The 25,524-nt window shown below is 66.3% G+C and carries 24 protein-coding genes; 10 read left to right on the top strand and 14 right to left on the bottom strand.

Annotation, left to right across the window (positions count from 1 at the left end):
* The first annotated feature begins 69 nt into the window (after positions 1-69).
* Together OSH12_RS14745 and OSH12_RS14740 are read left to right on the top strand one after the other, a co-directional pair.
* Entirely contained in the window at positions 70-1,497 is a 1,428-nt protein-coding gene (locus OSH12_RS14745) for an FAD-binding oxidoreductase (protein WP_266344321.1), read from the top strand.
* A 593-nt stretch (positions 1,498-2,090) separates the two neighbouring features.
* Positions 2,091-2,672 (top strand): DUF6101 family protein, encoded by a 582-nt coding sequence (locus OSH12_RS14740; RefSeq protein ID WP_266344320.1) that lies wholly within the window; start codon positions 2,091-2,093, stop codon positions 2,670-2,672.
* A 12-nt stretch (positions 2,673-2,684) separates the two neighbouring features.
* Here OSH12_RS14740 and OSH12_RS14735 read toward each other — a convergent pair whose 3' ends face one another.
* Entirely contained in the window at positions 2,685-3,710 is a 1,026-nt protein-coding gene (locus OSH12_RS14735) for a class I SAM-dependent methyltransferase (protein ID WP_266344319.1), read from the bottom strand.
* Positions 3,711-3,844: 134 nt separating this feature from the next.
* The gene (gene ubiA / locus OSH12_RS14730; protein ID WP_266344318.1) at positions 3,845-4,771 is read right to left on the bottom strand and encodes a 4-hydroxybenzoate octaprenyltransferase; all 927 of its coding nucleotides are present in this window, start codon (positions 4,769-4,771) and stop codon (positions 3,845-3,847) included.
* Between the two features lie 141 nt (positions 4,772-4,912).
* Here ubiA and OSH12_RS14725 point away from each other — a divergent pair, with 141 nt between their 5' ends.
* Positions 4,913-5,398: a GNAT family N-acetyltransferase gene (locus OSH12_RS14725; protein WP_266344317.1), complete on the top strand. Its 486-nt coding sequence runs from the start codon at positions 4,913-4,915 to the stop codon at positions 5,396-5,398.
* A 64-nt stretch (positions 5,399-5,462) separates the two neighbouring features.
* Here the strand turns inward: OSH12_RS14725 and OSH12_RS14720 are convergent, their stop codons facing one another.
* A complete protein-coding gene (locus tag OSH12_RS14720; protein WP_266344316.1) occupies positions 5,463-5,777 on the bottom strand; it encodes a hypothetical protein in 315 nt (104 codons plus the stop codon).
* A 216-nt stretch (positions 5,778-5,993) separates the two neighbouring features.
* On the opposite strand from OSH12_RS14720, the gene purD reads away from it, so the two are divergent.
* Together purD and OSH12_RS14710 are read left to right on the top strand one after the other, a co-directional pair.
* Positions 5,994-7,256 carry a phosphoribosylamine--glycine ligase gene (gene purD / locus OSH12_RS14715; protein WP_266344414.1) on the top strand — a complete coding sequence of 421 codons (1,263 nt, stop codon included), beginning with the start codon at positions 5,994-5,996 and terminating at the stop codon, positions 7,254-7,256.
* A 50-nt stretch (positions 7,257-7,306) separates the two neighbouring features.
* Complete coding sequence (locus OSH12_RS14710; RefSeq protein ID WP_266344315.1) at positions 7,307-7,531, top strand: alkylphosphonate utilization protein; 225 nt, start codon at positions 7,307-7,309, stop codon at positions 7,529-7,531.
* 6 nt (positions 7,532-7,537) lie between these two features.
* Here the strand turns inward: OSH12_RS14710 and OSH12_RS14705 are convergent, their stop codons facing one another.
* Entirely contained in the window at positions 7,538-8,002 is a 465-nt protein-coding gene (locus tag OSH12_RS14705; protein WP_266344314.1) for a hypothetical protein, read from the bottom strand.
* A gap of 199 nt (positions 8,003-8,201) precedes the next feature.
* Here OSH12_RS14705 and mutL point away from each other — a divergent pair, with 199 nt between their 5' ends.
* Both mutL and OSH12_RS14695 read left to right on the top strand, forming a co-directional pair.
* On the top strand, positions 8,202-10,034 hold the full coding sequence (mutL, locus tag OSH12_RS14700; RefSeq protein ID WP_266344313.1) for a DNA mismatch repair endonuclease MutL: 1,833 nt from the start codon (positions 8,202-8,204) through the stop codon (positions 10,032-10,034).
* Between the two features lie 226 nt (positions 10,035-10,260).
* Positions 10,261-10,485, top strand: coding sequence for a DUF2093 domain-containing protein (locus OSH12_RS14695; protein ID WP_266344312.1), 225 nt, complete (start codon positions 10,261-10,263; stop codon positions 10,483-10,485).
* Between the two features lie 375 nt (positions 10,486-10,860).
* On the opposite strand, the gene lpxK is transcribed toward OSH12_RS14695, so the two are convergent.
* The 6 genes from lpxK to OSH12_RS14665 all read right to left on the bottom strand — a co-directional run bounded on the left by lpxK (position 10,861) and on the right by OSH12_RS14665 (position 16,480).
* The gene (gene lpxK, locus OSH12_RS14690) at positions 10,861-11,877 is read right to left on the bottom strand and encodes a tetraacyldisaccharide 4'-kinase (protein ID WP_266344311.1); all 1,017 of its coding nucleotides are present in this window, start codon (positions 11,875-11,877) and stop codon (positions 10,861-10,863) included.
* On the bottom strand, positions 11,874-13,217 hold the full coding sequence (locus OSH12_RS14685; RefSeq protein WP_266344310.1) for a 3-deoxy-D-manno-octulosonic acid transferase: 1,344 nt from the start codon (positions 13,215-13,217) through the stop codon (positions 11,874-11,876). The genes lpxK and OSH12_RS14685 overlap by 4 nt, the downstream gene beginning before the upstream one ends.
* Positions 13,210-13,950 (bottom strand): lysophospholipid acyltransferase family protein, encoded by a 741-nt coding sequence (locus OSH12_RS14680; RefSeq protein WP_266344309.1) that lies wholly within the window; start codon positions 13,948-13,950, stop codon positions 13,210-13,212. Before OSH12_RS14680 ends, OSH12_RS14685 begins: the two co-directional genes overlap by 8 nt.
* An 80-nt stretch (positions 13,951-14,030) precedes the next feature.
* Positions 14,031-14,267, bottom strand: a complete 237-nt coding sequence (locus OSH12_RS14675) for a DUF4170 domain-containing protein (protein WP_266344308.1) — start codon at positions 14,265-14,267, stop codon at positions 14,031-14,033.
* A 37-nt stretch (positions 14,268-14,304) separates the two neighbouring features.
* On the bottom strand, positions 14,305-15,150 hold the full coding sequence (locus OSH12_RS14670) for a 3'(2'),5'-bisphosphate nucleotidase CysQ (RefSeq protein ID WP_266344307.1): 846 nt from the start codon (positions 15,148-15,150) through the stop codon (positions 14,305-14,307).
* Positions 15,137-16,480 carry a TldD/PmbA family protein gene (locus OSH12_RS14665; RefSeq protein ID WP_266344306.1) on the bottom strand — a complete coding sequence of 448 codons (1,344 nt, stop codon included), beginning with the start codon at positions 16,478-16,480 and terminating at the stop codon, positions 15,137-15,139. The genes OSH12_RS14670 and OSH12_RS14665 overlap by 14 nt, the downstream gene beginning before the upstream one ends.
* 219 nt (positions 16,481-16,699) lie before the next feature.
* On the opposite strand from OSH12_RS14665, the gene OSH12_RS14660 reads away from it, so the two are divergent.
* The gene (locus OSH12_RS14660; protein WP_266344305.1) at positions 16,700-18,529 is read left to right on the top strand and encodes a monovalent cation:proton antiporter-2 (CPA2) family protein; all 1,830 of its coding nucleotides are present in this window, start codon (positions 16,700-16,702) and stop codon (positions 18,527-18,529) included.
* A 217-nt stretch (positions 18,530-18,746) separates the two neighbouring features.
* Here OSH12_RS14660 and OSH12_RS14655 read toward each other — a convergent pair whose 3' ends face one another.
* From OSH12_RS14655 to OSH12_RS14640, 4 genes are all read right to left on the bottom strand, one after another.
* Complete coding sequence (locus OSH12_RS14655; protein ID WP_266344304.1) at positions 18,747-20,054, bottom strand: M16 family metallopeptidase; 1,308 nt, start codon at positions 20,052-20,054, stop codon at positions 18,747-18,749.
* A 17-nt stretch (positions 20,055-20,071) separates the two neighbouring features.
* The gene (locus OSH12_RS14650) at positions 20,072-21,547 is read right to left on the bottom strand and encodes a M16 family metallopeptidase (protein ID WP_266344303.1); all 1,476 of its coding nucleotides are present in this window, start codon (positions 21,545-21,547) and stop codon (positions 20,072-20,074) included.
* Positions 21,548-21,629: 82 nt separating this feature from the next.
* The gene (gene rsmD, locus OSH12_RS14645) at positions 21,630-22,187 is read right to left on the bottom strand and encodes a 16S rRNA (guanine(966)-N(2))-methyltransferase RsmD (protein ID WP_266344302.1); all 558 of its coding nucleotides are present in this window, start codon (positions 22,185-22,187) and stop codon (positions 21,630-21,632) included.
* Positions 22,168-23,955, bottom strand: a complete 1,788-nt coding sequence (locus OSH12_RS14640) for a pseudouridine synthase (protein ID WP_266344301.1) — start codon at positions 23,953-23,955, stop codon at positions 22,168-22,170. Before OSH12_RS14640 ends, rsmD begins: the two co-directional genes overlap by 20 nt.
* A gap of 104 nt (positions 23,956-24,059) precedes the next feature.
* On the opposite strand from OSH12_RS14640, the gene OSH12_RS14635 reads away from it, so the two are divergent.
* Both OSH12_RS14635 and OSH12_RS14630 read left to right on the top strand, forming a co-directional pair.
* Positions 24,060-24,524, top strand: a complete 465-nt coding sequence (locus OSH12_RS14635) for a nucleoside deaminase (protein WP_266344300.1) — start codon at positions 24,060-24,062, stop codon at positions 24,522-24,524.
* Between the two features lie 83 nt (positions 24,525-24,607).
* Positions 24,608-25,498: a hypothetical protein gene (locus OSH12_RS14630; RefSeq protein ID WP_266344299.1), complete on the top strand. Its 891-nt coding sequence runs from the start codon at positions 24,608-24,610 to the stop codon at positions 25,496-25,498.
* Positions 25,499-25,524: the final 26 nt, after the last annotated feature.

Here is a 25,524-nt window from a genome sequence, read left to right as displayed (position 1 = left end):
GCCGCCTTTCGACAAGGGCCCCGAGATGCGTATCCTGCTGGCCGTCAGCTAGGATCGAATCCCGCCATCATGTTGAACCGCCCGACGCCCGAACTCCTCGCCCGCTTCGCCGCCCTTGTGGCTCCGGGCGCCGCCCTCACCGCCCCTGAAGCGACCCATCCCTACCGGATGGAATGGCGCGACAAATATCTGGGCGAGACGCCGCTGGTGCTCCGTCCCGGCTCGACCGCCGAGGTTTCGGCCATCCTCGCGCTGGCGAATGAGACGCGTACCGCCATCGTGCCGCAAAGCGGCAATACCGGCCTGGTCGGCGGACAGGTTCCCGACGCCAGCGGCAACGAAATCGTGCTCTCGCTCGACCGGATGACGAAAATCCGCGCCGTCGATGCCGAGGGATATTCGCTGACGGCGGAAGCCGGCGCGATTCTCGCCGACGTGCAGAACGCGGCCGAAGCGGCCGACCGGCTGTTTCCCCTCTCGCTCGGCTCCGAGGGCTCGTGCCGGATCGGCGGCAATATTTCGACCAATGCCGGCGGCACCGCCGTTCTCGCCTATGGCAACATGCGCGATCTCGTGCTGGGTCTTGAGGTTGTGCTGGCGGACGGCCGGATCTGGGAATGTCTTGGCGCGCTGCGCAAGGACAATACCGGCTACGACATGAAGCAGCTATTCATCGGCGGCGAAGGCACGCTCGGCGTCGTCACCGCCGCCGTCCTGAAGCTTTATCCGCGTCCAAAAGGCCAGGCGGTCGCCTTCGCGGCGCTGGCCGACCCGGAGGCGGCGCTCGCCTTGTTCAACCTCGCGCGCGACCGCGCCGGCCATGATCTGACCGGCTTCGAACTCATGCCGCGCATCGGCGTCGATTTCGTGCTGCGCCATATCCCCGGCTCGCGCGATCCGCTCACCACCCCGGCGCCCTGGTATGCCCTGATGGAAATCTCATCGGGCCATTCCGACGAGGCCGCCGCCGGCGCGATCGAAGACATCCTCGCCACCGCCTTCGAGCGAGGCGTCGTTGCCGACGCCGCCATCGCCCAGTCGCTGGCCGACCGAAACACGTTCTGGCGGATGCGGCACGGCATGTCGGAAGCGCAGAAGCCGGAAGGCGGCTCGATCAAGCACGACGTTTCCGTGCCGGTCGCCAGCGTGCCGGCCTTTCTGAAAGAGGCCATCGCGGCGATAGAGGCGTTCGTGCCCGGTTGCCGGCCGGTTCCGTTCGGCCATCTCGGCGACGGCAACATCCATTTCAACATCACGCAGCCGATCGGCGCCGACAAGCAGGCGTTTCTCGATCGCTGGGACGAGGTCAACGCGCTGATCCATGGCATCGTCGCGCGCTATCACGGCTCGATCTCGGCCGAGCACGGCATCGGCCGCCTGAAGCGCGACCTGCTGCCGGCGGCAAAAGGCCCTGTCGCGATGGCGATGATGCACTCGATCAAGCAGGCGCTCGACCCGAACGGGATCTTGAACCCCGGCAAGATGCTGCTGCCCTGAGAGCCTTCGCCGACAGCCCCTCACCCCAACCCTCTCCCGCGAGCGGGAGAGGGAGCGCACCGCGCCCAGCCTCCCCATCGACGCCAAGCCGGCCGAAAAGCCCTCGCCCGCTCGCGGGAGAGGGTTGGGTGAGGGTCTTGCGTGAGCCTGGCCGAGGCGTCCTGTCGCGAAAGTGCGCGACTTCCCCTCGCCCGAATATTGACGCCCCGAGCATCGCACCCGTCGCAAAAGTTGACACTCTTGTCCGCCGCGCCACCCCGCCCATAGCGGGATGCTCCACCTCTGCACAGCCTCGTCGATCCCGTCCTGCACGAACACCGCCGACACGCGCCGCGTCCGCTTCGTGCGAAATTGGCGGGCTGCCGCCATTGCCGGGTGGCGTGCCTTATTTCAGCAAGTTTTCGTCAACCGTCTTCGATCACCAGACGCTAACCCTGCCCATCATCGCCGGGGCGTTAACCATGTCCCTTAAGCTCTATATGGCGGATCGCATGGCATTGTCGCTTCAACAGAGAGCGGGCCCAGCCAACCGGGCCAACCCCTTAAGGTCCTGTTAACCGGACCGAAGCGAGGCAGTGATGGAGTGCAAGGCAATGGCAAACGCATCGGTTCAGGCATCTGGCGCCCTTGGTAACGACCTGCGTCTCGACCCCTTCGCGCTGCCGGTTCGCTATTCCGCCGCCCTCGCCGGCCCCGCTTCCGCCACCACGCCGTCGGTCTACATCGATCGCCAGCAGGCGATCGTCAAGCGTCGCCTCGGCGGCATCCCGACCACCCTCTCCACCCCGGTCAGCGCCTTTCGCGGCGTCGCCGTCCGCATGACGGGCGATGCCGAAACCGGCGCGATCCACACCGTCGTCGAACTGATGCACCGCGATCCGTCGATGTCGCTGCCGCTGGTCGTGCTTGAGGACCTGGGCGATGGCGAGGATGTCGCCGCCGACTGGCAGGCCTGGGGCCGCGCGCTCGGACTGCCGCTGCTGATCGTCGATGGCGACGGCACCGTCCGCGCGCCGCTCGACCAGATGGGCCAGCTGGTCGTCGGCCAGCCCATGTCCCGCCGGTCGCCGTCTTCGCTGAAGGGCCGTCGCCCGCGCTTCCTGAAGCGCCGCAAGACCGGCTTCTACAAGGAAGTCGAGACGCTCTACGCCCGCGAGATCATCGCCCGCGACTAAACTCTCGCGCCCTCACGGCTCGAACAGGACCAGGCTGGCGGGCGTTGGCGGCAAGGCTCGGACCGAGACGCCGCCGAAGCCGGCAGCTCGCGCCATGGCGCTCAAGCCGCTCGTCGTATAGGCGTCGCCACGCGGCGTCGTCGCCAGCATCACCAGCGCGAACGCCGCCGCGAAGGGCGGCGAGACGCGGTCCTCGTTCGGCACGAACTCGACCGCGATCACCCGCCCGTCGGGAGCAAGGCTCGCCTTCACCTTCCGCAGAAGCAGGGTGCAGGTTTCCTCATCGAAATGATGCAGGAAGTTCGGCAGCAGGATGAGATCGTAGTCCCTCCCCCAATCGACATCGAAAGCGCTGCCGGCAATCGTCCGATAACGTCCGGCGACGCCCGCCTTCTCGGCATTGCGCCTCGCCAGTTCCAGGACTGCCGCCCAGTCGACCGCCGTGATCTCGGCATTCGGCAAGGCCTTGGCGACTAGAATGCCGAACATGCCGTGTCCGGCGGCGATATCGAGGATTTTTCGCGGCGGCTTCGGCCAACTAGCGACCTCGGCGGCGACGCCAGCGGCGCTGACGCCGACGAAGGGGATCATCGCCTCGGCGAACTTCAGCCAGACCGGATGATCCGGCGCCATGTTGGCGAGGCCTGGCGAGCCGCCATTGCGCACATAGGCGGCGGGATTATCGAGAAAGAGCTCCAGATTCTCCGGCGCGGTCAGGAAATCGGCGACCCCACCCATATAGGCGGGCGACTTGCGGTCGAGAAACACCTGGCTCGATGGCGTCAACCCGTAGCGCGCGCCATCCTTGGTCAGGAAGCCCGCCGTCGTGAGAAAATCGCCCAGGATACGCACCCCCCGCTCGGCCGATCCGGTCGCGCCGGCCAACAGTTCAGGCGTATCGCTTCCGGCCGCGATCGCCGTGAAAAGATCCAGTTCGATAGCGGCCTTGAGCGCGGCTGTCTTGTGGAAGCCGAGCATGGCATCGACGATGGCGGCGGGATTAACATCGGAGGCGGATGCAAGCTGTTCTGCGGACATATGCTATCGCTCCCAAACAAATCCTTTGTGAAAATCTCCAATCGAAGGCAATGCGAGCGCCAGATAGCGCCCGACATGGGTTCGATCTTCAAGTGATTTGTTCGTGAACGCGAAAGCGGCCGGCAGGACTGCCGTCAGATCAAGCCGTCGATCACAAGGCCCGCGAACAGGATCAGCCCCGCGTCGCGATTGGATTTGAACAGGCGCAGCGCCAGCGGTTCGTCGTCGAGCCGGACCCGGACGACCTGCCAGGCGAGATGGACTGCGAACAGAGCGAGAGCGAGCCAGGCCGCCCAACCGACACCGACCATCCAGAGGGCGCCGGCAAACAGCAGCACCGCACCGGCATAGAGCAGGCCGACAATCTGCGGCGCGCGGTCGCCGAACAGCCGCGCGGTCGAGCGGACGCCCATGATCTTGTCGTCCTCGATGTCCTGCAGCGCATAGATCGTGTCATAGCCGATCGTCCACAGCACGCCGCCGGCATAGAGCAGGATCGGCGCCGGCGACAAGCTGCCGAACCAGGCCGACCAGCCCATCAGCGCGCCCCAGGAAAACGCGAGGCCAAGCACGAATTGCGGCCAGTCGGTGATCCGCTTCATGAACGGATAGGCGGCGACGACCACCAGCGAGCCGAGGCCAAGCAGCACCGAAAACCAGTTCAGCGACAACAGCACGGCAAGGCCGGCCAGCGCCTGAATCAGCAGGAAGATCTTGGCATCGCGGACGCGGACCTGACCGCTTGGAATCGGCCGCGAGCGCGTGCGGGCGACGCCGGCGTCGAGATCGCGATCGACAATGTCGTTATAGGTGCAACCGGCGCCACGCATGGCGACCGCGCCGATCAGGAACAGGACGAGATGCGCGAAATTGGGCCAAGTCGCGCCAGCGGCATTGCTGGCCAGCGCTGCCGACCACCAGCAGGGCAACAACAGCAACCACCAGCCTATCGGCCGATCCCAGCGCGCCAGTCGGGCGTAAGGCCGGAGCCAGAGCGGCGCATAATGATCGACCCAATTGCCCCGGTCAGCGTCGGCAACGGTTCCATGGCTCAGGCTCATCAGGCGCATCCGGTTCGGTCGTGGGAGCGCCTTTCATACACCAGTTCGGCACGCGCGCCCACGCGACCGCTTGTTGCAAGGTCTCGCGCCCGCCCGCATCCGGTGATTGCTGCCCCTTCGCGGCGACGCTAGGCTCCAGACATGCTTCCGCGCCGCTTCAGCATCGATCCCATCGGCACCGAACGCGATTTGAGCGACGCGGTCGCGCTGATCCGCGCCTATGCCGCTTCGCTGCCGATCGACCTCGCTTTTCAGGATTTCGAAGCCGAGATGCTGGCAATGCCCGGCAAATACGCGCCGCCGGCCGGAGCGCTGCTGCTGGCACGCGGCGTCGAGGGCGCGGCGCTCGGCTGCGTCGGTTTGCGCCCGCTGCCGGATCCGGGAGAGTGCGAGATGAAACGGCTTTATGTCGCGCCGGCCGGGCGCGGACTTGGCGTAGGCCGTGCCCTTTTGACGGCCGTGGTCTCGGCGGCGGAACAGATCGGCTATCGGCGCATGTTGCTCGACACGCTGCCGAGCATGCAGGCCGCGATCTCGCTCTACGAACAGGCAGGCTTCGCCCCCATAGCGCCCTATTACGAAACGCCGGTCGCCGGCACGCGCTTCATGGCGCGGGCGCTTCGCTGAGGCGCGAAAGGGTCGGCAAGCGGGCGTCGGAACGCGGGCTTGAAGCCGAGGACAGCGTTGATCTTCAAGCGCCGCGCGTTTCGCTTGCGGCTTCATCCAGCGCGCGCTCGAAACCGTCGATTGCCGCCAGCGCCTCTCGCAGGGCAAGCGCCAAGGCCTCGGCTTCGACGGCCGAAGGACGACTGGCGATCTTCAGATATTCGTAGCAGCGCGCCGTCATGTCGGTCGCCGCCGCGCCGATCCCCTCGCTCCAGCCGACATGACCGAGGCACATTTCGACATGGAAGGCGATCTGCGGCTTTCGTCCCCAGGCGTCGGTCGCGGTGGCGCCGGAAATCAATTGGCGCAGGCTGTCGATGTGTTGACGGTATTCGGTCATGCCAACCTTTACTAGAATCCACTCGGGCTCGATTGCGTGGCCTCGGAACGTCGCAGATTCGGAGCGTGACCGGAACGGCGTTCGGCGATCCATACGCCGGCTTCATGCGACAGCAGAGTCGGAAAAATGCGACCGCCGGATTCGACATTCCGCCATCCGCTTGCTAAGCGCCGGACACAAGATTCAACGACGGGCCGCAGCATGACCGAGACGCGCATCAACATTCTCCTGATCGGATCGGGCGGCCGCGAACATGCGCTGGCTTGGGCGCTGCGCAAATCGCCCCGTCTCGGCCAGCTTTTTGCCGCTCCCGGCAATCCCGGCATCGGCGCGCTGGCCGAACTCGTCCGGCTCGATCCGTTCGACCATCACGCCGTGATCGACTTCTGCCGCCACAACATGATCGATTTCGTCATCGTCGGCCCGGAAGCCCCGCTGGTCGCCGGCCTCGCCGATGCGCTCGACGCGGCCAACATCAAGGTGTTCGGCCCCGGCCAGGAGGCGGCCCGCCTCGAAGGCTCGAAGGGCTACACCAAGGACCTTTGCGCCGAGGCCAACATCCCGACCGCGGCCTACCAGCGCTTTACGGAAGCCGCTCCCGCGCGCGATTATGCGACGAAGATGGGCGCGCCGATCGTCGTCAAGGCGGATGGCATCGCCGCCGGCAAGGGCGTTGTCGTGGCGGAAACGCTGGATGAGGCCCATGAAGCGATCGACGCCTGCTTCGATGGCGCGTTCGGCTCGGCCGGCGCCGAAGTCGTGGTGGAAGAGTGCCTGATTGGCGAAGAGGCGAGCTTCTTCGCCATCTGTGACGGCGTCAACGCCGTGCCGCTCGCCACCGCCCAGGACCACAAGCGCGTCGGCGATGGCGATACCGGCCCGAACACCGGCGGCATGGGCGCCTATTCGCCCGCGCCGGTGATGACCGAGGCGATGATCGAGCGCACGATGAACGAGATCATCCGCCCGACCATGGCCGCGATGGCCGCGCGCGGCGCGCCGTTCAAGGGCGTGCTGTTCGCCGGCCTGATGATCACCGCCAAGGGACCGGAACTGATCGAATACAATGTCCGCTTCGGCGACCCCGAATGCCAGGTGCTGATGATGCGGCTGGAGAGCGATCTGCTCGAATTGCTGCTGGCGGCGGCCGAGGGCAAGCTTGAGGGCGTCACGACGCGCTGGCGGCCGGAAGCAGCGCTGACCATCGTCATGGCGGCGAACGGCTATCCCGGCGACTACGCAAAGGGCACCCCGATCGCCGGCATCGAGGCAGCCAATGCGCTGCCGGAGACGCAGGTTTTCCAGGCCGGCACGGCGCTGGTTGACGGCAAGCTGGTCGCCAATGGCGGCCGCGTCCTCAACGTGACGGCGCTCGGCGCCACGGTTGGCGAAGCGCAGAAGCGCGCCTACCAGGCGGTGGATACCATCGACTGGCCGGACGGCTTTTGCCGCCGCGACATCGGCTGGCGCGCCGTCTAGGCACTCCGCCTCTATCGCCACAACACTTTTATCGAACCCGGAGAAAGCTCATGTCGGACGAGATCATCGTCAGGGACAGCAACGGCACTCAGCTGAAGGACGGCGATTCCGTCTCGCTGATCAAGGATCTGAAGGTCAAGGGCACGTCGGAAACGATCAAGCGCGGCACTATCGTGAAGAGCATCCGCCTGACCGATGATCCCGACACCTTCGAATGCAGCACCAAGCAGGTGAAGGGCCTCGTATTGCGGGCCGAGTTCGTCAAGAAAGCCTGAGGCGGCTCAGAACAGCAGCAGGCTGCGCAGCGCGTCGCAGATCGACGGCAGGACCGGCGTCGTGCCCAGCAGCACCGCGCCGGCGCGGACGCAATAGACCACCGCGATGACGCCGGGAATGATCGGTACCAGGCAGAGAACATAGAGGGTCTTGGTCCATTCATCCTGCGGTTTGCGCCCGCGCTTAAGGAAAACCAATCGCATTCCCTGGACCACCAGCGCGACCAGACTGGCCGCGAGCGCCGAAATCGCCATCCAGGCGACAACACCGCCGAGCGCGGCCGCCATGGGCCGCGTCAACTCCGCGCCCGTCTTTGGCAGCGACGCCAAGGCGCCGACGAGGATGATGCCGGTGAAGGTGAGATGTCCGATCAGGAACTGCAGGAACGGCCGATAAGAATCGACCCGCCGTTGCTGAGCCTCCTCCAGCCTCTTCGAAGCCTGAATATACTCATCGAGCGACAGCGACATGCCAGCCCCCTACCCAAAAGAGCACTCGACTGCGAATCTATACTCCTGCTTGCGGTAGACCGCGCACCGTTGCTCACATCAAATATTCGCGATTATTGACAATCCATCCCTTGTTGCCGCCGACCAAAGCCGCGCCCCTCCGCTTCCCTCGCCCGCCCGAATCCGGCAGGATCGCTGCCCACCAGCCAAGTTGAGTCGCATGACCGCCGTCCGCCGCCTGACCGAAGAGATGATCAACCGCATCGCCGCCGGCGAGGTGGTCGAGCGGCCGGCGAGCGTCGTCAAGGAACTGGTCGAAAACGCCATCGACGCCGGGGCGAAGCGGGTCGAGATCGTCACGGCCGGCGGCGGCGCGGCGCTGATCCGCGTCACCGACGATGGCGGCGGCATGACGCGCGAGGACCTCGAACTCGCCATCGACCGCCACTGCACCTCCAAGCTCACCGACGATCTGCTCGACATCCGTACGCTCGGCTTTCGTGGCGAGGCGCTGGCCTCGATCGGCGCGGTGGCGCGGCTTTCGATCGCCTCGCGCCATGCCAGCGAACCACATGGCTGGGAGATTGTCGTCGAGGGCGGCCTCGTCCATCCGCCGCGCCCGGCCGGCCTTAATTCCGGCACGCGGGTCGAAGTCACCGACCTGTTCTTCTCGACCCCGGCAAGGCTCAAATTCCTCAAGGGCGAGCGGGCCGAATCGAGCGCCGTCACCGACATCGTCAAGCGCCTCGCCATGGCGCATCCCGAAGTCCGCTTCTCGCTCAACGGCAGCGATCGCGGCGCCATTGATTATCCCGTGGCGCATGGCGACGAACCATTCGTCGAGCGACTCGGCCAGATTCTGAGCCAGGATTTCGTCGACAACGCCATTGCCATCGAAGCCGAGCGCGAGGGCATCCGCCTTTCCGGCTATGCGGGGTTGCCGACCTACAACCGCGCCAATGGGCTGCAGCAATTCCTGTTCGTCAACGGAAGGCCGGTGCGCGACAAGCTGCTGATGGGCGCGCTGCGCGCCGGTTATGCCGACGTGATGTCCAGGGATCGTCACCCGGTCGCAGCACTCCGGATCGACCTGGAGCCACACGGCGTCGACGTCAACGTGCATCCGGCCAAGTCCGACGTACGCTTCCGCGATCCGGGTTTGGTGCGCGGGCTGATCGTTGGCGCGCTGCGCAACGCCATCCACCAGGCCGGCCATCGCTCGGCGACCACGGGTGGCGGCGCCACCATCGCCGCCTTCCGCACCGGCGAGACGCCTGCCGCCTCTGCCTGGCGCTCGTCCGCGCCGATGCCGTCCTTTTCCAACACCGGCGTGGCGCCTTCCTGGCGCGACTGGGCGAACAACAACGTACCGGCGCAACGCTTCAACGAACCGGCGCAGCCCGCCTTCGCAAGCGTCAACCAGCCCTCGGCCGATGCGCGCGCCAACACGGTTTCCGCCAGCGACCCGACCGACCGGCCGCTGGGGGCAGCGCGTGCGCAGGTGCATGAAAACTACATCATCGCCCAGACCGAGCATGGCGTCGTCATCGTCGACCAGCACGCCGCGCATGAGCGGCTGGTCTATGAACGGCTGAAGACGGCGCTGGCGCGTTCCGGCGTGGCGCGGCAGATCCTGCTGATCCCCGACATCATCGATTTGCCGGAAGATGACGTGGCGCGGCTTTTGAAGCGCGCCGACGAACTGGCCGAGCTCGGCCTCGCCATCGAAAGCTTCGGCCCCGGCGCCGTTGCGGTGCGCGAGACGCCGGCCCTGCTCGGCGAACTCGACACCCGCTCGCTGCTCATCGATCTCGCCGACGACCTCGCCGAATGGGACGACACGACGCGGCTGCGCGAAAAGCTCGACCATGTCGCGGCGACCATGGCCTGCCACGGCTCCGTCCGTTCCGGTCGCCGGCTGCGACCCGAGGAGATGGACGCTCTGCTGCGCGAGATGGAAGCGACGCCGGGCTCCGGCCAATGCAACCACGGCCGCCCGACCTATGTCGAGCTGAAGCTCGCCGACATCGAGCGCCTGTTCGGACGGCGATAGGCCTCGGCAATGGCCGTGCGGGCCTGATCGCACGGGAACCCAAGCAAGCCCCTCACCCTACCCTCTCCCGCGAGCGGGCGAGGGTTTCGGCCGGTGCCTTCACGGGTCAAGCCCGGGATGACGGCAGAGGGGGTGTCGAACGCCTGGCCAACGAATCTTCGCCGGAAAACGCAAAGCGACATCGGGCGCTGTTGCATAGGGCGGCGTTCCGCACGATATTCCGCTCATGAACCGTATTGATCCAGCCGGGCGCGGCGGCGAAGCGCGCATACGTTTTCTCGATGGCGATTTCCAGATCCTGTCCCCCGGCAACTTTGTGCGCTGCGCGGTGACAGGTGCGGCGATTCCCATCGATGAACTCAAATATTGGAACGTCGCGCATCAGGAGGCCTATATCGACCCGGCCACCTGCGTCGCCCGTCACAAGCAGCTCGGCCTGACCTGGGGCTGAGCCCTGTCCTTTGGCCCTCCATTCGCGCAGCTTGCCCCCTCCTCGCCGTCATCCCGGGCTTGACCCGGGATCCGTTCCGCCGGGCTTCTGATCCCCCAAGCCGATTGCCCCGCTCCGCCATCATCCTGAGGTGCTTCGCGTCAGCGAAGCCTCGAAGGAGGCTCCAGCTGGGCATTCCGACCTAGCAGTCCAGATCCAATCGTCTGCATCACGGTGTTCCCTTCGAGGCCCGGCTGCGCCGGACACCTTCAGGATGATGGTCGAGCTTTTCGACTTACAGGCCTCTTCAGGATGAGATTGGGAGCCTGAACATCCGAGGTTGCTTGGGTCGCAGGCCTCGCCGTTCGCCAACGCCAATCAAGCACCACCAAACAACTACCGCGTTGCGACCCGTCGCACGGTCTCGGTGATCAGCGCGGCGATGCGCGCCTCATTTTCGAAGTGCATCCGGACCTCGAACACCTGCGTTGCCTCGCGCAGCTTGGCGAGGTCGCCTTCCTGGCGCGCCAGGCGGGCGTAGTCCTTGCTCGTCGTGATCAGGTCCAGCCCGTCGGCTTCGGCGCGGGCGAGCAGCTTTCGCGCATCCTCGGCCGTATAGGCGTGATGGTCGGGAAACCCCTTCACATCGGTCAAGGGCACGCCGGCGCGGTCGAGCGTGTTGAAAAACTTCTCCGGCCTGCCGATGCCGGCAAAGGCGAGGAACGAGCGCGGACCCCAGACCCGCTTCGATGCCGGCTCCAGCTTCGCCTTCAGCACAAGCTTCCCGGCCCGCGAAACCCGGCGGACCATGCGGTCACCCGGCTTGCCCTCCCCCACCACGATCACGGCATCGGTGCGGACGATCTGGGTGCGCAATGGCGCGCGCAAAGGCCCGGCGGGAAACACCCGGCCATTGCCGATCCCCGTCGCGCCGTCGACCACGATCAGCGACAGATCCTTTTTCAGCGACGGGTTCTGGAAGCCGTCATCCATGATGATCAGATCGACGCCAGCCTGCGCCAGGAGCGGCAGGCCCGCCGGACGGTCGGCCGAGACAACGACCGGCCCGGCCGCAGCCAGAAGCAGCGCCTCGTCGCCGACCAGCGCCGAGTCATGCTTCGCCAGATCGACCAGAAGCGGCTCGCGGGCAGACCCGCCATAGCCGCGCGTCAAAAAGCCGGGCGTCAGCCCCTGCGCCCGCGCAATCCGCGCCAGCGCCAAGGCCGTCGGCGTCTTGCCGGCGCCCCCGACGACATAGTTGCCGACGCAGACCACCGGAACCGATGCCACCGCCTTCGGCTTGCCGCGCATGCGCCGGCCCGAGACCCAGCCATAGAGGCCGCCAACAGGCGCGAGAAGCACCGACGGCACCGAGATCCGCTGCAACGACCAGAAGCGCGGCGGCTGGATCATCGGGGCGTCCTCTCGCGGCCAGCGGAATCAGGATGCTCGCGGTCCTGCAGCCCGGCGGCGATCGCCAGCGGCTCCAGATAGGGCACGAGCGCCCGCATCGTCGCGTCGAGCGCGCCGGTGAAGGGGGCCAGCGCCTCGGCCGCCTTGGTCGCGCGCCGGCGCATGGCGTTGGGATCGTCGAACAGATCGCCCAGCACCTTGGCCAGCTGTTCGGAGCTGCGGATCACCTCGGCGCGGCCGGTGCGGTCAAGGGCGGCGTAGATCTCGGCGGCGTTGTGGACATGCGGGCCGTGCAGGATGGCGACGTTGAGCTGCGCCGCCTCGATCGGGTTATGGCCTCCGACCGGCACCAGCGTGCCGCCGATGAAGGCGATCGGCGCGATGCGATAGAAGATGCCGAGTTCGCCCAGCGTGTCGGCGAGATAGATGTCGGTCTCTGCCGTGATCGGGTCACCGGCGCTGCGCAGCGCGACAACCAGCCCCTTGGCGGCAAGCATGTCGCGAATGGCGAGCCCGCGCACGGGATGTCGCGGCACGATGATGGTCAAGAGTTCGGGCCGGCGATGCCGCAGCACCTTGTGCGCGGCGGCGATGACTTCCTCCTCGCCCTCATGCGTGGAGGCCGCGAGGAATACCGAGCGCCCCTCGACGGCGCGTCGGACGTCTTCCACCATTGCCGGTGTCGCATGCGGCGGCGGCACGTCGAATTTCAAATTGCCGGTGACGTGGACGCCGCGAACGCCGAGAGCCGCCAGCCTTTCGCCGTCGCCGTCGCTCTGCGCCAGCGCCATCGTCACCTTGCCGAACAGGCCGCCCCTGCCCGCTTCGATCTTGGCCCAGCGCTTGAACGAGCGCTCCGACATGCGAGCATTGACGAAGATATGCGGGATTTCGCGGGTGACCAGCTGGTCCATCTTGGTCGGCCAGATCTCGGATTCGACCGAGATGGCGAGATCCGGCTTCCAGTGATCGAGAAAGCGGCTGACGAAGGGGGCGATGTCGAGTGGTGAATATTGATGGAAGGCGCCGCGTGGCAGGCGCTGCTTGGCGACATCGGCGCTCGTCACAGTCACGGTCGTGAACAGGACGTTCAGCCCTTCCTCGACGATGCGCCGCACCAGCGGCAGCACGGCGTTGGTCTCGCCGACGCTGGCGGCATGGATCCAGACCAGCGGCCCGGCCGGCCGCCGCAGCGTCGCGCGGCCATAACGCTCCTGGCGACGAGCGGGGTCTTCCTTGCCCTTGGTGGTGCGATAGGCGAGCAGCAGCGGCACCAGCGGCATGGCGGCGTAACCGAGCAGCCGGTAGGCGGTCAGGGCTGCTCCGCTTCGCTCAGACATTCGGCTTGCCGACGCGCTGATAGGCCCGCTCGGTCACGCGGTTGAGCTCGTCCTCGAGCTCTTTGCGCTTCTGCTCGACCATCGCATCGTCGGCGTCGGCCGGCACGAAAATCGGCCCGCCGAAGACGCAGATACCCTTGGAGAAGGGAAGATTGACCGTCGTGCGGTCCCAGTTCTTGATGACGAAATGCCGGCTTGTGGCCACCGCGATCGGCACGATCGGCCGACCGGAAGCGCGCGCCAGCTTGATGATGCCGGGGCCGGCGCGGCGCGACTTCTGGTTGGAGAGATCCGCCGTCATGGCGACCGTCGCGCCCTGCGCCAGCGCTGCCTTCATATCGAGGAAGCCGCGCAGGCCGCCCTTCTCGATGACGCGATCGGCAGAACGCGCCGCCGAAGCGCGCACCGTGCCGAGGCCGAGGCTTTCGGCAGCGATGGCGTTGATCTCGCCGTCGCGGTGCTTCGAGATCATGACGCGGACATCATGACCATCGCGGCGGACGAACGGCACCATCAGGTGCTGGCCATGCCACATGGCGATGATGCCCGGCAGCAGATGGCCGAAGAACTCATAGGGCTCGCTCGGCTCGAATTCGAGCGTGCTGGTCTGGCGAACGAAACGCAGATAGGCAGCCGCGCTCCGGCCGGCCAACCGCGTCACCGCGTCCGACGTTCCAATCCGCTTGAGGAGACTGGGGCGCTTGGCGCGCCACTTCGCCTGCGAGTTCGACAATATACGATCTGTCCCTTCCAGCCGCCGCGATCGCGGCGGTTCCCATTTCCGCCGCAAGCGCCGAGGCGCGGAGCGGTGGCTCAGCCCGCCGTGGCGTCGGGGTCCAGCAGCCTGTGCAGATGCACGATGAAATAGCGCGTCTGGGCGCTGTCGACCGTACCCTGCGCCGCCTGCCGCCAGGCATCATAGGCGGTCTTGTAGTTGGGGTAGATGCCGACGATGTCGAGCTTCGACAGGTCGGAGAACTCCATCGTCCCGACCGCGCTCAGCTCACCGCCGAAAACCAGATGCAAGAGCTGCTTATCCGTATCGGGCATTTGCCAAAATCTCCTTGTCCAAGCTGATAGTACGCGTCTAGGACGCGCGGGGGGCCGAAGCCTCGTGCGCGGCCTCGGCTTCAGCGATGATGGTCATGGCCGCCGAAGCGAGCCCGGGCGTCGAGGCGATCAGGGCCAGATGGCGCGGTATCGCGCCATTGAAGCGGAGCCGCGCGCCCTCGAGATCGCGCAGCGTTCCGCCTGCTTCCTGCACCAAAAGGTCCACCGCCGCAAGATCCCAGTCATAGGCGCCGGAGCGTGCCGTCGCGACATCGACACGGCCGCAGGCAACCAGCGCGAAACGATAGGCCAGCGACGGCGTGAAGCGGCGCTCGCTCGGGTCCATGCCATGCGCCGCCATCGCCTTCAGATGGCGCGCCGGGCCGGCGATTTTCGCGCCTTCCAGCACCACTCGGTTGCTGACATGGATCGGCTCGCCATTGAGACGGGCGCCCTCGCCGGCCACCGCCTCGAACAGCTCTTGCCGCGCCGGCGCGAACAGAACGGCTGCCACCGTCACCCCATCCTCGACCAGCGCGACCGAGACGCACCAATCCGGATTGCCCTCGATGAAACCGCGCGTGCCGTCGATCGGATCAACGACGAAAAGCCGCTGCCGGACCAACCGGTCGGGCGTATCGATGCTCTCCTCCGACAGCCAGCCATAATCCGGCCGCGCCGTCGTCAGCGTCGCGTGCAGATACTCGTCAACGGCGATATCAGCCTCGGTGACGGGCGAACTGACACCCTTGATCCAGGCCTTGGGATCGCGCTTGAAGAAGGCGAGCCCGATACGCCCCGCCTCGCGCGTCGCCTCGACCAGAAGCGCCAGATCGGCAGCCCAATCCGTGCCCTTGGCGGAAAAGCCTTTAGCGTCCGGCAATCATCATGCCCTCGATCGCCACGGTCGGCGAATTGAAAGCGTAGCGATATTCGAGGTCGTTGGCGACGGTCAGGCGGCGGAACATGTCGCGCATGTTGCCGGCGATGGTGATCTCGCTCACCGCCTCGGCCAGCTTGCCGCCGCGGATGCGATAGCCGCCGGCGCCGCGGCTGTAATCGCCCGTCACGCCATTGGCACCATGGCCGATCAGCTCGGTGACGTAAATTCCCTCGCCGATATCGGCGATCAGCTCTTCCGGCGTCTTCTCGCCGGGCAGCAGGGTCAGGTTCGTGGCGCTCGGATGCGGGTTGCTGCCGCCGCCGACCGCGCGGCCATTGGTTTCGAGGCCGAGCTCGCGCGCCGTGCCGCTGTCAAGGAACCAGCGCTGCAGCACGCCGTCGGTGATCAGGTCGAATGCCTCGGAGGCCACGCCCTCGCCATCGAACGGGCGCGAGGCCAGTCCGCGCACGCGCAGCGGATCGTCGGTGATGCGGATGCCCGGCGCGAAGATCGCCTCGCCCATCGCCTTCTGCAGGAAGCTGGTCTTGCGGGCGATGGAACTGCCGTTGACCGCGCCGGCGAGATGGCCGAGCAGGCTGACGGCGACGCGCGGGTCGTAGACGACGGTGGCGCTGCCGGTCGGCATCTGGGTCGGGTTCAGCCGGCGAACGGCGCGTTCCGCCGCCTTGCGGCCGATCTCGGCCGCGTCCGGCAGGTCGGAGGCGTGGATCTTGGAGGCGCTGTCATAGTCGCGCTCCATGCCCGTCCCCTCGCCGGCAATCGCGGTCGCCGAAATGCCGTGGCGGGAACCCATATAGGCGCCGGTAAAGCCATGCGAGGTCACCAGCACCGCGCCGGAAAGCGACCAGCCGGCCGAGGTGCCACCCGACTTGGCAATACCCGGCACGCCAAGCGCTGCTTCCTCGGCGCGCGTCGCCCGGTCGATCAGATCTTCGACCGAGGGAATGGTGCTATCGAGCAGGTCCAGCTCCGGGAAGGATTTTGCCAGCCTTTCGGCAGGCGCGAGCCCGGCGAAGCGATCTTCCGGCGCCACCTTCGCCATGGCGATGGCGCGAACCGCCAGCTCGTCGGCCGGCGACAGACCGTTGGTCGAAACGCTGGCATGGCGGTTGCCGACGAAGACCCGCAAGGCGAGCTCATCGCCTTCCGAGCGTCCTGTTTCCTCGACCGCGCCATTGCGGATATCGACGGAAAGGCCGATGCGCCGGAACGCGACCGCGTCGGCGGCATCCGCGCCGGCCCGCTTCGCGGCCTCGACGAGCTTGGCGGCGGTTTCGACGAGGCGGGACTGATCAGGCAGCGCGTTCATGGTTCTACTCCGTTGCTCCCTTTAGTAGGGATCGGACGGAGTGCGGACAACCCCGGCGGGACAATCCAACGCGGTTTGCCAACGCGGGCGATCGCTTGCCAAGGCGGGCGATCCGGCAACAGGTGCCGGCAAAGCGCGGCCGCGTCGCGCCGCCGCTTGCTAAGGCCCGGCCCGGCCTTCTATCGTGAATTCCCTCCTATAGAAGCAAGAGAGCCCACGATGTCGGTTGACACGCAAGGAACCGATCTCGTCCAGCTGGTGGCGCTGCTTGGCGCGGCTGTGATCGCGGTTCCCATTTCCAAACGGCTCGGCCTCGGCACGGTGCTCGGCTATCTCGCCGCCGGGCTGGCCATCGGCCCCTATGGCCTAAAACTGTTCACCGATCCGCAGTCGATCCTGCATGTCGCCGAACTCGGCGTCGTGCTGTTCCTGTTCATCATCGGCCTCGAAATGAGACCGTCGCGGCTATGGAGCCTGCGCGGCGAGATTTTCGGGCTTGGCGTGGCGCAGGTCGTGGCCTGTGGGGCGTTGCTGACGGGGCTTGGCGTCGTCGCCGGCTTCCCGCCCACCGTCGCCTTCATCGCCGGCATGGGTTTTGTCCTCTCCTCGACCGCCATCGTCATGCAGATCCTGGAGGAACGCGGCGATACGGCGACGCCGGCCGGCCAGCGCGTCATCTCGATCCTGCTGCTGGAAGACCTCGCCATCGTGCCGCTGCTGGCGGCCGTCGCCCTGCTCGGCTCGCATGGCGCGGCGGCGGACGGTCCGTCGCGCTGGATGTCGATCGTCATCGCCATCGGCTCGCTCGCCGCTTTGATCGCGGCCGGCCGCTGGCTGCTCAATCCGATGTTCCGCGTCCTTGCCAGCGTGCAGGCGCGTGAGGTGATGACGGCGGCGGCGCTGCTGGTCGTGTTCGGGGCTGCGCTCGCCATGCAGATCGGCGGCCTGTCGATGGCGATGGGCGCTTTCCTTGCCGGCGTCCTCCTGTCGGAATCGAGCTTCCGCCACCAGCTGGAAGCCGATATCGAGCCGTTCCGCGGCATCCTGCTCGGCCTGTTCTTCCTCAGCGTCGGCATGTCGCTCGATCTCGGCGTCATCGCCCGCCACTGGCAGACCATCGCGTTTGCCGTCGTCGCCTACATGGTGCTGAAATCGGCGGGCATCTATGTCATCGCGCGCTTGCTGAAGGCGGACCATGCCGAGGCCCTGACGCGCGCGGTCCTGCTGGCGCAGGGCGGCGAATTTGCATTCGTGCTTTATGCGGCGGCGACCGCGTCCGGCATCTTCACCGGCGAGGTCAACGCCATGCTGACCGCCACCGTCATCATCTCGATGGTGCTGACGCCGCTCGGCATGCTGGCGTTGAAATGGGTTCTGCCGAAGCCGACGCCCGAACAGCTCGAAGAAGATTTCAATGGCGCCGGCGGCCGCGTGCTGATGATCGGCTTCGGCCGCTTCGGCCAGATCTCGGCGCAGTTCCTGCTGGCGGAAGGCGTCGACGTGACGGCGATCGATTCCGACGCGGAGATGATCCGGGCGGCCTCGCGATTCGGCTTCAAGGTCTATTTCGGCGATGGGACGCGGCTCGACGTTCTGCGCGCCGCCGGCATCGAGAATTCCCAGATCGTCGCGATCTGCACCGACAAGCCGGAGGTCACGGACAAGATCGTCGAGCTGATCCAGTCGGAATTCCCGTTCGTGCAGCTCTATGTCCGCTCCTATGACCGTGGACATACCCTGCGGCTGCTCAAGAAGGGCGTGAACTACCAGATGCGCGAGACGCTGGAATCCGCCTTCACCTTCGGCGCTGCGGCGCTGGATGGTCTCGGCGTCGCACCGGAGCGGATCGCCGACATTGCGGAAAATCTTCGCACCCGCGACGCGGCGCGTCTGGCCGCCCAGCAGGCCGGCGGCTTGCTGAGCGCCGGGCGCGACCTGTTCGTGACGCAGGCGATCAAGCCGGAACCCGAGCCGTTGACCGTGCCGAAGCGCGAATCGCGCACCCTCAACAAGGAAGCCGAGCCGGCCAAGGCCGAACCGGTCGAATAGCTGCTGAAAAACAAAAAGGGCCGGGAATTTTTCCCGGCCCTTTTTGTTTTGACTCGCCACCTTTTCACCTCTCCCTGAGGGAGAGGTCGGCTCGAAGAGCCGGGTGAGGGTTTAGGGAACTATCCGGTGAGGCCGTAAACCCTCACCCGCCGGCCTGCGGCCGTCGACCTCTCCCTCAGGGAGAGGTGAACGATACTCCCGTACTCAGTTCCCGTACTCAGCTCTCGTGCGGTCCGACGCGAACGACCAGTTCGGTGCCGGTGGTGAAGTACTTCTGCGAGGCGTTCTTCACGTCATCGAGCGTCAGCCCTTCGACGAGGCCGTTGCGCTTGTCGATATAGTCGATGCCGAGATTGTCGAGCTGGATCGCCAGCAACTGGCGGGCGATCTTGGAAGAGCTGTCGAAGCGCAGCGCGTAGGATCCGACCAGGAAGCTCTTGGCCTTGTCCAGTTCCGCCGCTGTCGGGCCGTCCTTGGCAAGCCGGCCCATTTCGGACTTGATCAACGCCACCGTCTCGTCGGCGCGATCCGCACGCGTCGCCGTGCTGCCCATGATACCCGCGGAATGGTTCATCGGCAGCAACATGGTGCCGACCGAATAAGCAAGGCCGCGACGCTCGCGAACCTCTTCATACAGGCGCGACGAGAAGGTGCCGCCGCCCAGAATGTGGTTGGCCACGAAGGTTGCCATGAAATCGGGATCGGTGCGGCGCGGACCGGGACCGCCGAAGCTGATCACGGTCTGCGGGTTCGGCATGTCGATATCCGACTTGCCGCCCTTGGGGACGACGTCGGCGATGGCGACCCGCTCGCCCTTTTCAGGCAAGGGACCGAAGACCTGGTCCAGCATGGCGCCGACGGCCTTGGCGTCGATGGCGCCGACGACCGACACCTTCAGATCGTCGCGGGCAAAGATATGCTGGCGATAGGTCTCGAGATCCTTCGCGGTGATCGCGGCGATCGACTCGACCGTGCCTTCCGGCGGCTGGCCGTAGGGATGGCCGGGAAAGGCCGTGGTGCGGATGGCAGCGCTCGCCACCGATTCCGGGTCCTTCTTCGCCTCGTTGATCGAGATCGAGATCTGGGCGCGGATGCGCTCCAGCGGCTCGGCATCGAAGCGCGGATTCTGCACCGCCTCAGCCAGCATCGAGAAGGCTTCATCCTTGTTCTCGGCCAAGGTCTTCAGCGTGCCGAAGAAATCATCCCGGCCGCTGTCGAACGAGATGCCGATCGAGAGATCGTCCAGCTTGGCCTGGAACGCCTTGCTGTCCAGATCGCCGGCGCCCTCGTCGAGCAGGCCGGAGAGCATGTTGGCGAGGCCGGGCTTGTCGGCCGGGTCCTGCGCGGTGCCGCCGGCAAAGGCGAAGTTCACCGCCACGATCGGCACGGCGTAATCTTCCACGAGCCAGGCTTCGATGCCGCCCGGGCTGACGACGCGCTGGATTTCCATCGCGTAGCTCGCCGGCATGATTGCCATCAGTCCGACAAGGGCGAGGCCGAGCCGCGCCATGTGTTTTGTCATCATGGTTGTTCCTATGACGGTCAGCTGCGGGTTTCGACAGGGGCAGGCAAAAGCGTACCGGTGACGGCACGACGCTTATCGAGATATTTCGCGGCGGCCTGCGCCACGTCGGTCAAGGTGACAGCATCGACCCGGCGCGCCCAATCCTGCACGTCGGACAGCGACTGGCCGGAAATCATCGCCGAGCCAAAGAGGCGAGCGAGCGACGACTGGCTATCCTGGCTGTAGATCGTCGAGGCGCGGGTGCGCTTCTTGGCAAGGGCCAGTTCCTCGGCCGTGATGCCATGTTCGCGGACTTCCGCAATGACGGCATCGACCGCCGCGCTCAGCTTGTCGAGCGAAACGTCGCCGCGCGGCATGGCGTAGAAGCCGAGCCGGCCATAGTCGAGACCGTTGCCCGAGTAGTAGGAGCCGGCGCTGCCGGCGATGCCCTGCTCGACGACGAGCGAGCGATAGAGCCGGCTGGTGGGGCCGCTGCCCAGAATATCGGCGAGGATATCCAGCGCCTCGGCCTCGGCCGGCTTGGCCGAAACGTAGGACGGCACCAGATAGCTCTGGCTCCAGGACGGCTGGCTCACGCGCTGGTCGCGCAGGACGAGCGAGCGCTCGGCCAGCGGATCGGGCTCCTTCGGACGGTTGCGAACGCCCGGCTCGGCGCGGCGCGGCAGCTTGCCATAGGTGTTCTCGGCGAGCTTCTTGACCTCGTCCGCCGTGACATCGCCGGCGACGACCAGGATCGCGTTATTCGGCGTGTAGTAGCGCTCATACTGGGAGACGGCGTCCTCGCGCGTCAGCCCGGCCATCTCGTGCTCCCAACCGATGATCGGGATGCCGTAGGGATGGTTCTGGTACAGGGCGGCGTCCATCGCCTCGCTGAGCTGCGCGGCCGGATTGTTGTCCGTGCGCATGCGACGCTCTTCGAGGATGACATCGCGCTCCGGCAGCACGACCGCGTCGGTCAGCTGCAGCCCTTCCATGCGATCGGCCTCATAGCCCATCACCATGCCGAGCTGTTCCTTGGCCACCGTCTGGAAATAGGCGGTCGCGTCGGCCGTCGTGAAGGCATTCTCGACGCCGCCGACTTCGGAAACCTTGGCGGAGAATTCGCCGGCCGGGTGGTTCTTGGTTCCCTTGAACATCAGGTGCTCGAGGAAATGCGCCACGCCGGACTTGCCGGCCGGATCGTCGGCCGCGCCGATCTTGTACCAGGCCATGTGCGTGACGATCGGGGCACGGTGATCGGGGATCACCACGACGGTCATGCCATTGGAAAGCTGGAACGTGCTCGCATCCGGCGCGATGCGCGGGATCTGGCTGGCTTCGGCTTTTTTGACATCTGCCTTGCTGGCAGGTTCCTGGCTGATTTCGGCCTTGGCCGGAACCGCGGGCTTGTCCTCGGCAAAAGCCGGGGCTGCCATGCCGATCGCGACGGCGATGAACACGGCGGCTGGCGCGCGCTTCCGCGCGGCCAGACCAGTCTGGTAGATGGAGGCCATTGACCCTCGATTTGCTCGGCGTGCCACTCGAGGATCAGGCTTATGCGGCAGCTGTGGCTAGAATGCGACTTTAATGTCGCATTCAAACATTAAATTTCAGAAAGATTAATTGGCTCTCGCCCGCCTGGCGGGTTTCGAGCCGCTCAAGCCCAGGAATCTCGCCAATCTGGGCCTTCGCTTCTTCCTCAAGCACGACAAGCGCGCCGGGCGCCAACCAGCCGCCCTCGACGGCCGATTGCAGCGCCGCCTCGCCGAGGCCCCTGCCATAGGGCGGATCCGCGAAGACGAGCTGGAATGGATCGACCGTGCCGGCGGGGCCGAGCTTGGTCGCATCGCGACGCAGCAGCTTGGTCCGGCCCGTCAGCCCGAACGCCTCGACATTATCGCGGATCAGACCGCGCGCCTCGACGCCCTCCTCGACGAAGATCGCATAGCGCGCCCCTCGCGAGATGGCTTCGAGGCCGAGCGCTCCGGTGCCGGCGAAGAGATCCAGCACACGCGCATCGACGACGACGTCGTCATACGCGTGCGCCAGCACGTTGAAGAGGCTTTCGCGCAGTCGGTCGGCAGTGGGCCTTATCGTCTGCGTACGCGGAGCCGCGAGTGCGCGGCCCCGAAACTCACCGGCGACGATCCGCACGACCGGCTCCACCTGACCTGCCACCCGCACCGCCCGAACCGGACGGCTTACCGCCGCCGCCCGAAGGCTTGCCGCCCGGACGTCCGCCACGATGCTTGTCGCCATCCGGATTGCGGCCCGTTACCGGGCGCTTGTCGAACGAACGACCCATCTTGGGACCGCCCTTGCCGGCACCGCTCTTGCCGCCGGAACCGGGACGTCCGCCGCTCTTGACGATGCCGCCACGCGGACCGCGCGCCGGCTTTTCGCCATCGAGATTGCGACCGACAGGACGCGCCGGACGCAAACCGCCTTCGAAGCGGCGACCATCCTGGAACTCGCGCTTGTCGCCGCCCTCGGCGACGCCTTCGCCACGGCCCCTGCCCCGGGCGGCGCCACGATGCGAAGCCCTCGACGGTGCCTCCGTCTCGGTCGGACGCTCGCCACGGCCACGACGGCCCTCGGCTGGGCGTTCGCCACGCGGTGCACGACCTTCGAACGAACGCTCTTCACGCGGCGCACGGCCCTCGGGACGCTCGCCACGAGGCGGACTACCGTCGAACGTGCGCTCGCCGCGCGGGGCTCGCGCCTCGGAGCGATCTCCACGCGGAGGCCGTCCCTCGAACGAACGTTCTGCACGCGGAGCCCGGCCCTCGGGACGCTCACCACGGGGGGCACGCCCCTCAAACGGACGTTCACTACGCGGGGCGCGGCCCTCAGTCGGACGCTCGCCACGCGGAGCACGGCCTTCAGCCGAACGCTCGCCGCGTGCGGGGCGGCCTTCAGACGAGCGCCCGCCACGCGGCGGCGCACCCGAACGACCTTCGCGGCGCATGCCAGTCTCCGACTCTTCACTTTGGCGCTTGTCGATGCGCACGGGACGTTCGCCGGTGGGACGGACCTGCGCCAGCGGCTTGATCGGCCCCCGGCTGATGATCCTGCCGCCGGCCTTGCGCGTCTTGCGACGGGCAGCTTCCGCTTCTTCGCGCAGCGGCGCGTCGAAATCGGCGCCGGCCTCCAGCGCCAGCTTGTCGCCGAGCTGGTCGCGCAGAACGCGGCCCTTGATCTCGACGGCTTCGCCCTCGGGCAGATCGCCGAGCTGGAAAGGACCGTAGGAAATGCGGATCAGGCGGTTCACGTCGAGACCGATGCTCGACAGAACCTTCTTCACTTCGCGGTTCTTGCCTTCGCGCAGGCCGATCGTCGCCCAGATATTGGAGCCCTGGACGCGGTCGAGAATGCCTTCGATGGCGCCATACATGACGCCTTCGATCGACACGCCGTCCTTCAGCTTGTCGAGATCGGGCTGCAGGATGTCGCCCCAGGCGCGGACGCGGTAGCGACGCATCCAGCCGGTCGAGGGCAATTCCAGCACGCGGGCCAGGCCGCCATCATTGGTGAGGAGCAGCAGCCCCTCGGTGTTGATGTCGAGACGGCCGATCGCGATGACGCGCGGCAGGGTGTCCGGCAGGGCGTCGAAGACCGTCGGACGGCCCTCGGGATCGTGCGCTGTCGTCACCAGGCCCTTCGGCTTGTGGTAGAGCCACAGCCGCGTCCGTTCCTTGGTGGGAAGCGGCTCGTCATCGACCGTGACACGGTCGTGCGGGCCGACATTCACAGCCGGGCTGGTCAGGACGGTGCCATTGATGGCAACGCGTCCCTCTTCGATCAGTCTTTCAGCGTCCCGGCGCGAGCAGAGTCCGGCGCGTGCCAAAACCTTGGCAATGCGGTCGTCCTGTGCGTCGTCTTGCGCGGGGCTGTCCTTCGTGCGTTTCTGCGGCGGCTTCATCTATCCATCCTTGAAACGGTTCCTTAGAGCATTTTGCAGCCGGGTGGATACGGCTACGAGCAAACAAAATGCGACATGATGAAAATGGTAGGTCAATTCGGGCGATGCGAGCGGAAATCACGGGCGCCGGCACCAATTTCATGCAACTCGCCCTCGACGAGGCACGCAAGGCGGCAGCCCGCGGCGAGGTGCCGATCGGCGCGGTGATCGTGCGCGACGGCGTTGTGCTGGCGGCCGATGGCAACCGCACGCTGGAGCTGAACGACCCGACCGCCCACGCCGAGACGCTGGCGATCCGCACCGCCTGCGCAAAGCTGCAATCGCAGCGCCTGCCGGAATGCGATCTCTATGTGACGCTGGAGCCCTGTCCCATGTGCGCGGCGGCGATTTCATTCGCCCGCGTGCGCCGGCTCTATTACGCAGCGCCCGATCCCAAGGGCGGCGCGGTCGAGAGTGGCGTGCGCCTCTACAGCCAGCCGACCTGCCACCACGCCCCCGACGTCTATGGCGGCATCGCGGAGAGCGAAGCGGCCGAGATGCTGCGGTCGTTTTTTCGCGAGCGGCGATAGGTGACGCAGGGATAGCGACGCTTCTAGTTTCCTGACAGTATGGCAGGCATAGGGGGGCGAGCCTCAGGTTACGGAGGAAAACCGTGCTCGCCAAGGAACTCAGCGTCCGGCTGACCAGCTGGATGCCCAACGACTATTCCGAAGCCCGGGACCATGATCACGAACTGGAGTGGTATCTCTGGTTCGAGGGTCGGGAAGCCTATCGCCTGTTCGACTATGGCCCGAGCGACCTGATCCCGGCGCATGGCTATTTCGGCGACCAGATCCAGCCGATGATCTATCCGCGCGTCGTCAACAACCGCTTCAAGGTGCGGCTGGTGGCGATCGAACGCGACGGTCCGCAATGGCTGGACCCGGACGACCGGGCGAAGGACGAGTTCACGATCGATCTCGACCAGGTCGGCCCTTATTCGACCTGGACCATCGTCGCCAAGGGCGCGGACACCGACCTCAACGTCCAGGTCTCGTTCGACATCCTCTCAGTCGCCTATGTCAACGCGCCGGAGATACCGAAGCCTGGCGATCCCGGTATCGACGACACCACCAACTTCCCTTTTCCCTGGTACTCCGAGATCAAGGTGTTCGAGCACGATCACGGCCTGGGACGGCAAAGCCGCCTCGACCTGACCGCGAACCGGCGCGTTTCGCGGCGGGAGCTCTGGGCCATGCCCTTCGGCAGTCCAGGAACGCTCAAGCGTTCGGTGCAGGACACCTATCGGTTCGGAGTCGCCGACATAGGCATCGCCAACGACACGATGAGCAGCCTCTATCTGCCGAAGCTCGCCAACGGCCGATATTCCATCACCGTCTACAACCATGATTTCGGCGATGCGCGCTTTGCGCAGAGTGAGAAGCGCACATTGAGTTCGCCGGGGCTCTACAAGCTGTCCGACTTCGGCCTTGGCGACCGGGTATCGGCCGTCGAGGTCGTCCACACCTACCCGAAGACCTCACCCTCCCCGCCGCCGGCCTAGCGGCTCGCGTCTGTCGGCAAGCGCCA

It is taken from the genome of Kaistia terrae (assembly GCF_026344005.1).
Classification (GTDB): Bacteria; Pseudomonadota; Alphaproteobacteria; order Rhizobiales; family Kaistiaceae; genus Kaistia; species Kaistia terrae.
This window is presented reverse-complemented; position numbering and strand designations above follow the sequence as displayed.

Coding starts and splice junctions, on each gene's coding strand:
- OSH12_RS14745 (WP_266344321.1), top strand. CDS start 70: ATGTTGAACCGCCCGACGCCCGAACTCCTCGCCCGCTTCGCCGCCCTT.
- OSH12_RS14740 (WP_266344320.1), top strand. CDS start 2,091: ATGGCAAACGCATCGGTTCAGGCATCTGGCGCCCTTGGTAACGACCTG.
- OSH12_RS14735 (WP_266344319.1), bottom strand. CDS start 3,710: ATGTCCGCAGAACAGCTTGCATCCGCCTCCGATGTTAATCCCGCCGCC.
- ubiA (WP_266344318.1), bottom strand. CDS start 4,771: ATGAGCCTGAGCCATGGAACCGTTGCCGACGCTGACCGGGGCAATTGG.
- OSH12_RS14725 (WP_266344317.1), top strand. CDS start 4,913: ATGCTTCCGCGCCGCTTCAGCATCGATCCCATCGGCACCGAACGCGAT.
- OSH12_RS14720 (WP_266344316.1), bottom strand. CDS start 5,777: ATGACCGAATACCGTCAACACATCGACAGCCTGCGCCAATTGATTTCC.
- OSH12_RS14710 (WP_266344315.1), top strand. CDS start 7,307: ATGTCGGACGAGATCATCGTCAGGGACAGCAACGGCACTCAGCTGAAG.
- OSH12_RS14705 (WP_266344314.1), bottom strand. CDS start 8,002: ATGTCGCTGTCGCTCGATGAGTATATTCAGGCTTCGAAGAGGCTGGAG.
- mutL (WP_266344313.1), top strand. CDS start 8,202: ATGACCGCCGTCCGCCGCCTGACCGAAGAGATGATCAACCGCATCGCC.
- OSH12_RS14695 (WP_266344312.1), top strand. CDS start 10,261: ATGAACCGTATTGATCCAGCCGGGCGCGGCGGCGAAGCGCGCATACGT.
- lpxK (WP_266344311.1), bottom strand. CDS start 11,877: ATGATCCAGCCGCCGCGCTTCTGGTCGTTGCAGCGGATCTCGGTGCCG.
- OSH12_RS14685 (WP_266344310.1), bottom strand. CDS start 13,217: ATGTCTGAGCGAAGCGGAGCAGCCCTGACCGCCTACCGGCTGCTCGGT.
- OSH12_RS14675 (WP_266344308.1), bottom strand. CDS start 14,267: ATGCCCGATACGGATAAGCAGCTCTTGCATCTGGTTTTCGGCGGTGAG.
- OSH12_RS14665 (WP_266344306.1), bottom strand. CDS start 16,480: ATGAACGCGCTGCCTGATCAGTCCCGCCTCGTCGAAACCGCCGCCAAG.
- OSH12_RS14660 (WP_266344305.1), top strand. CDS start 16,700: ATGTCGGTTGACACGCAAGGAACCGATCTCGTCCAGCTGGTGGCGCTG.
- OSH12_RS14655 (WP_266344304.1), bottom strand. CDS start 20,054: ATGATGACAAAACACATGGCGCGGCTCGGCCTCGCCCTTGTCGGACTG.
- OSH12_RS14650 (WP_266344303.1), bottom strand. CDS start 21,547: ATGGCCTCCATCTACCAGACTGGTCTGGCCGCGCGGAAGCGCGCGCCA.
- OSH12_RS14640 (WP_266344301.1), bottom strand. CDS start 23,955: ATGAAGCCGCCGCAGAAACGCACGAAGGACAGCCCCGCGCAAGACGAC.
- OSH12_RS14635 (WP_266344300.1), top strand. CDS start 24,060: ATGCGAGCGGAAATCACGGGCGCCGGCACCAATTTCATGCAACTCGCC.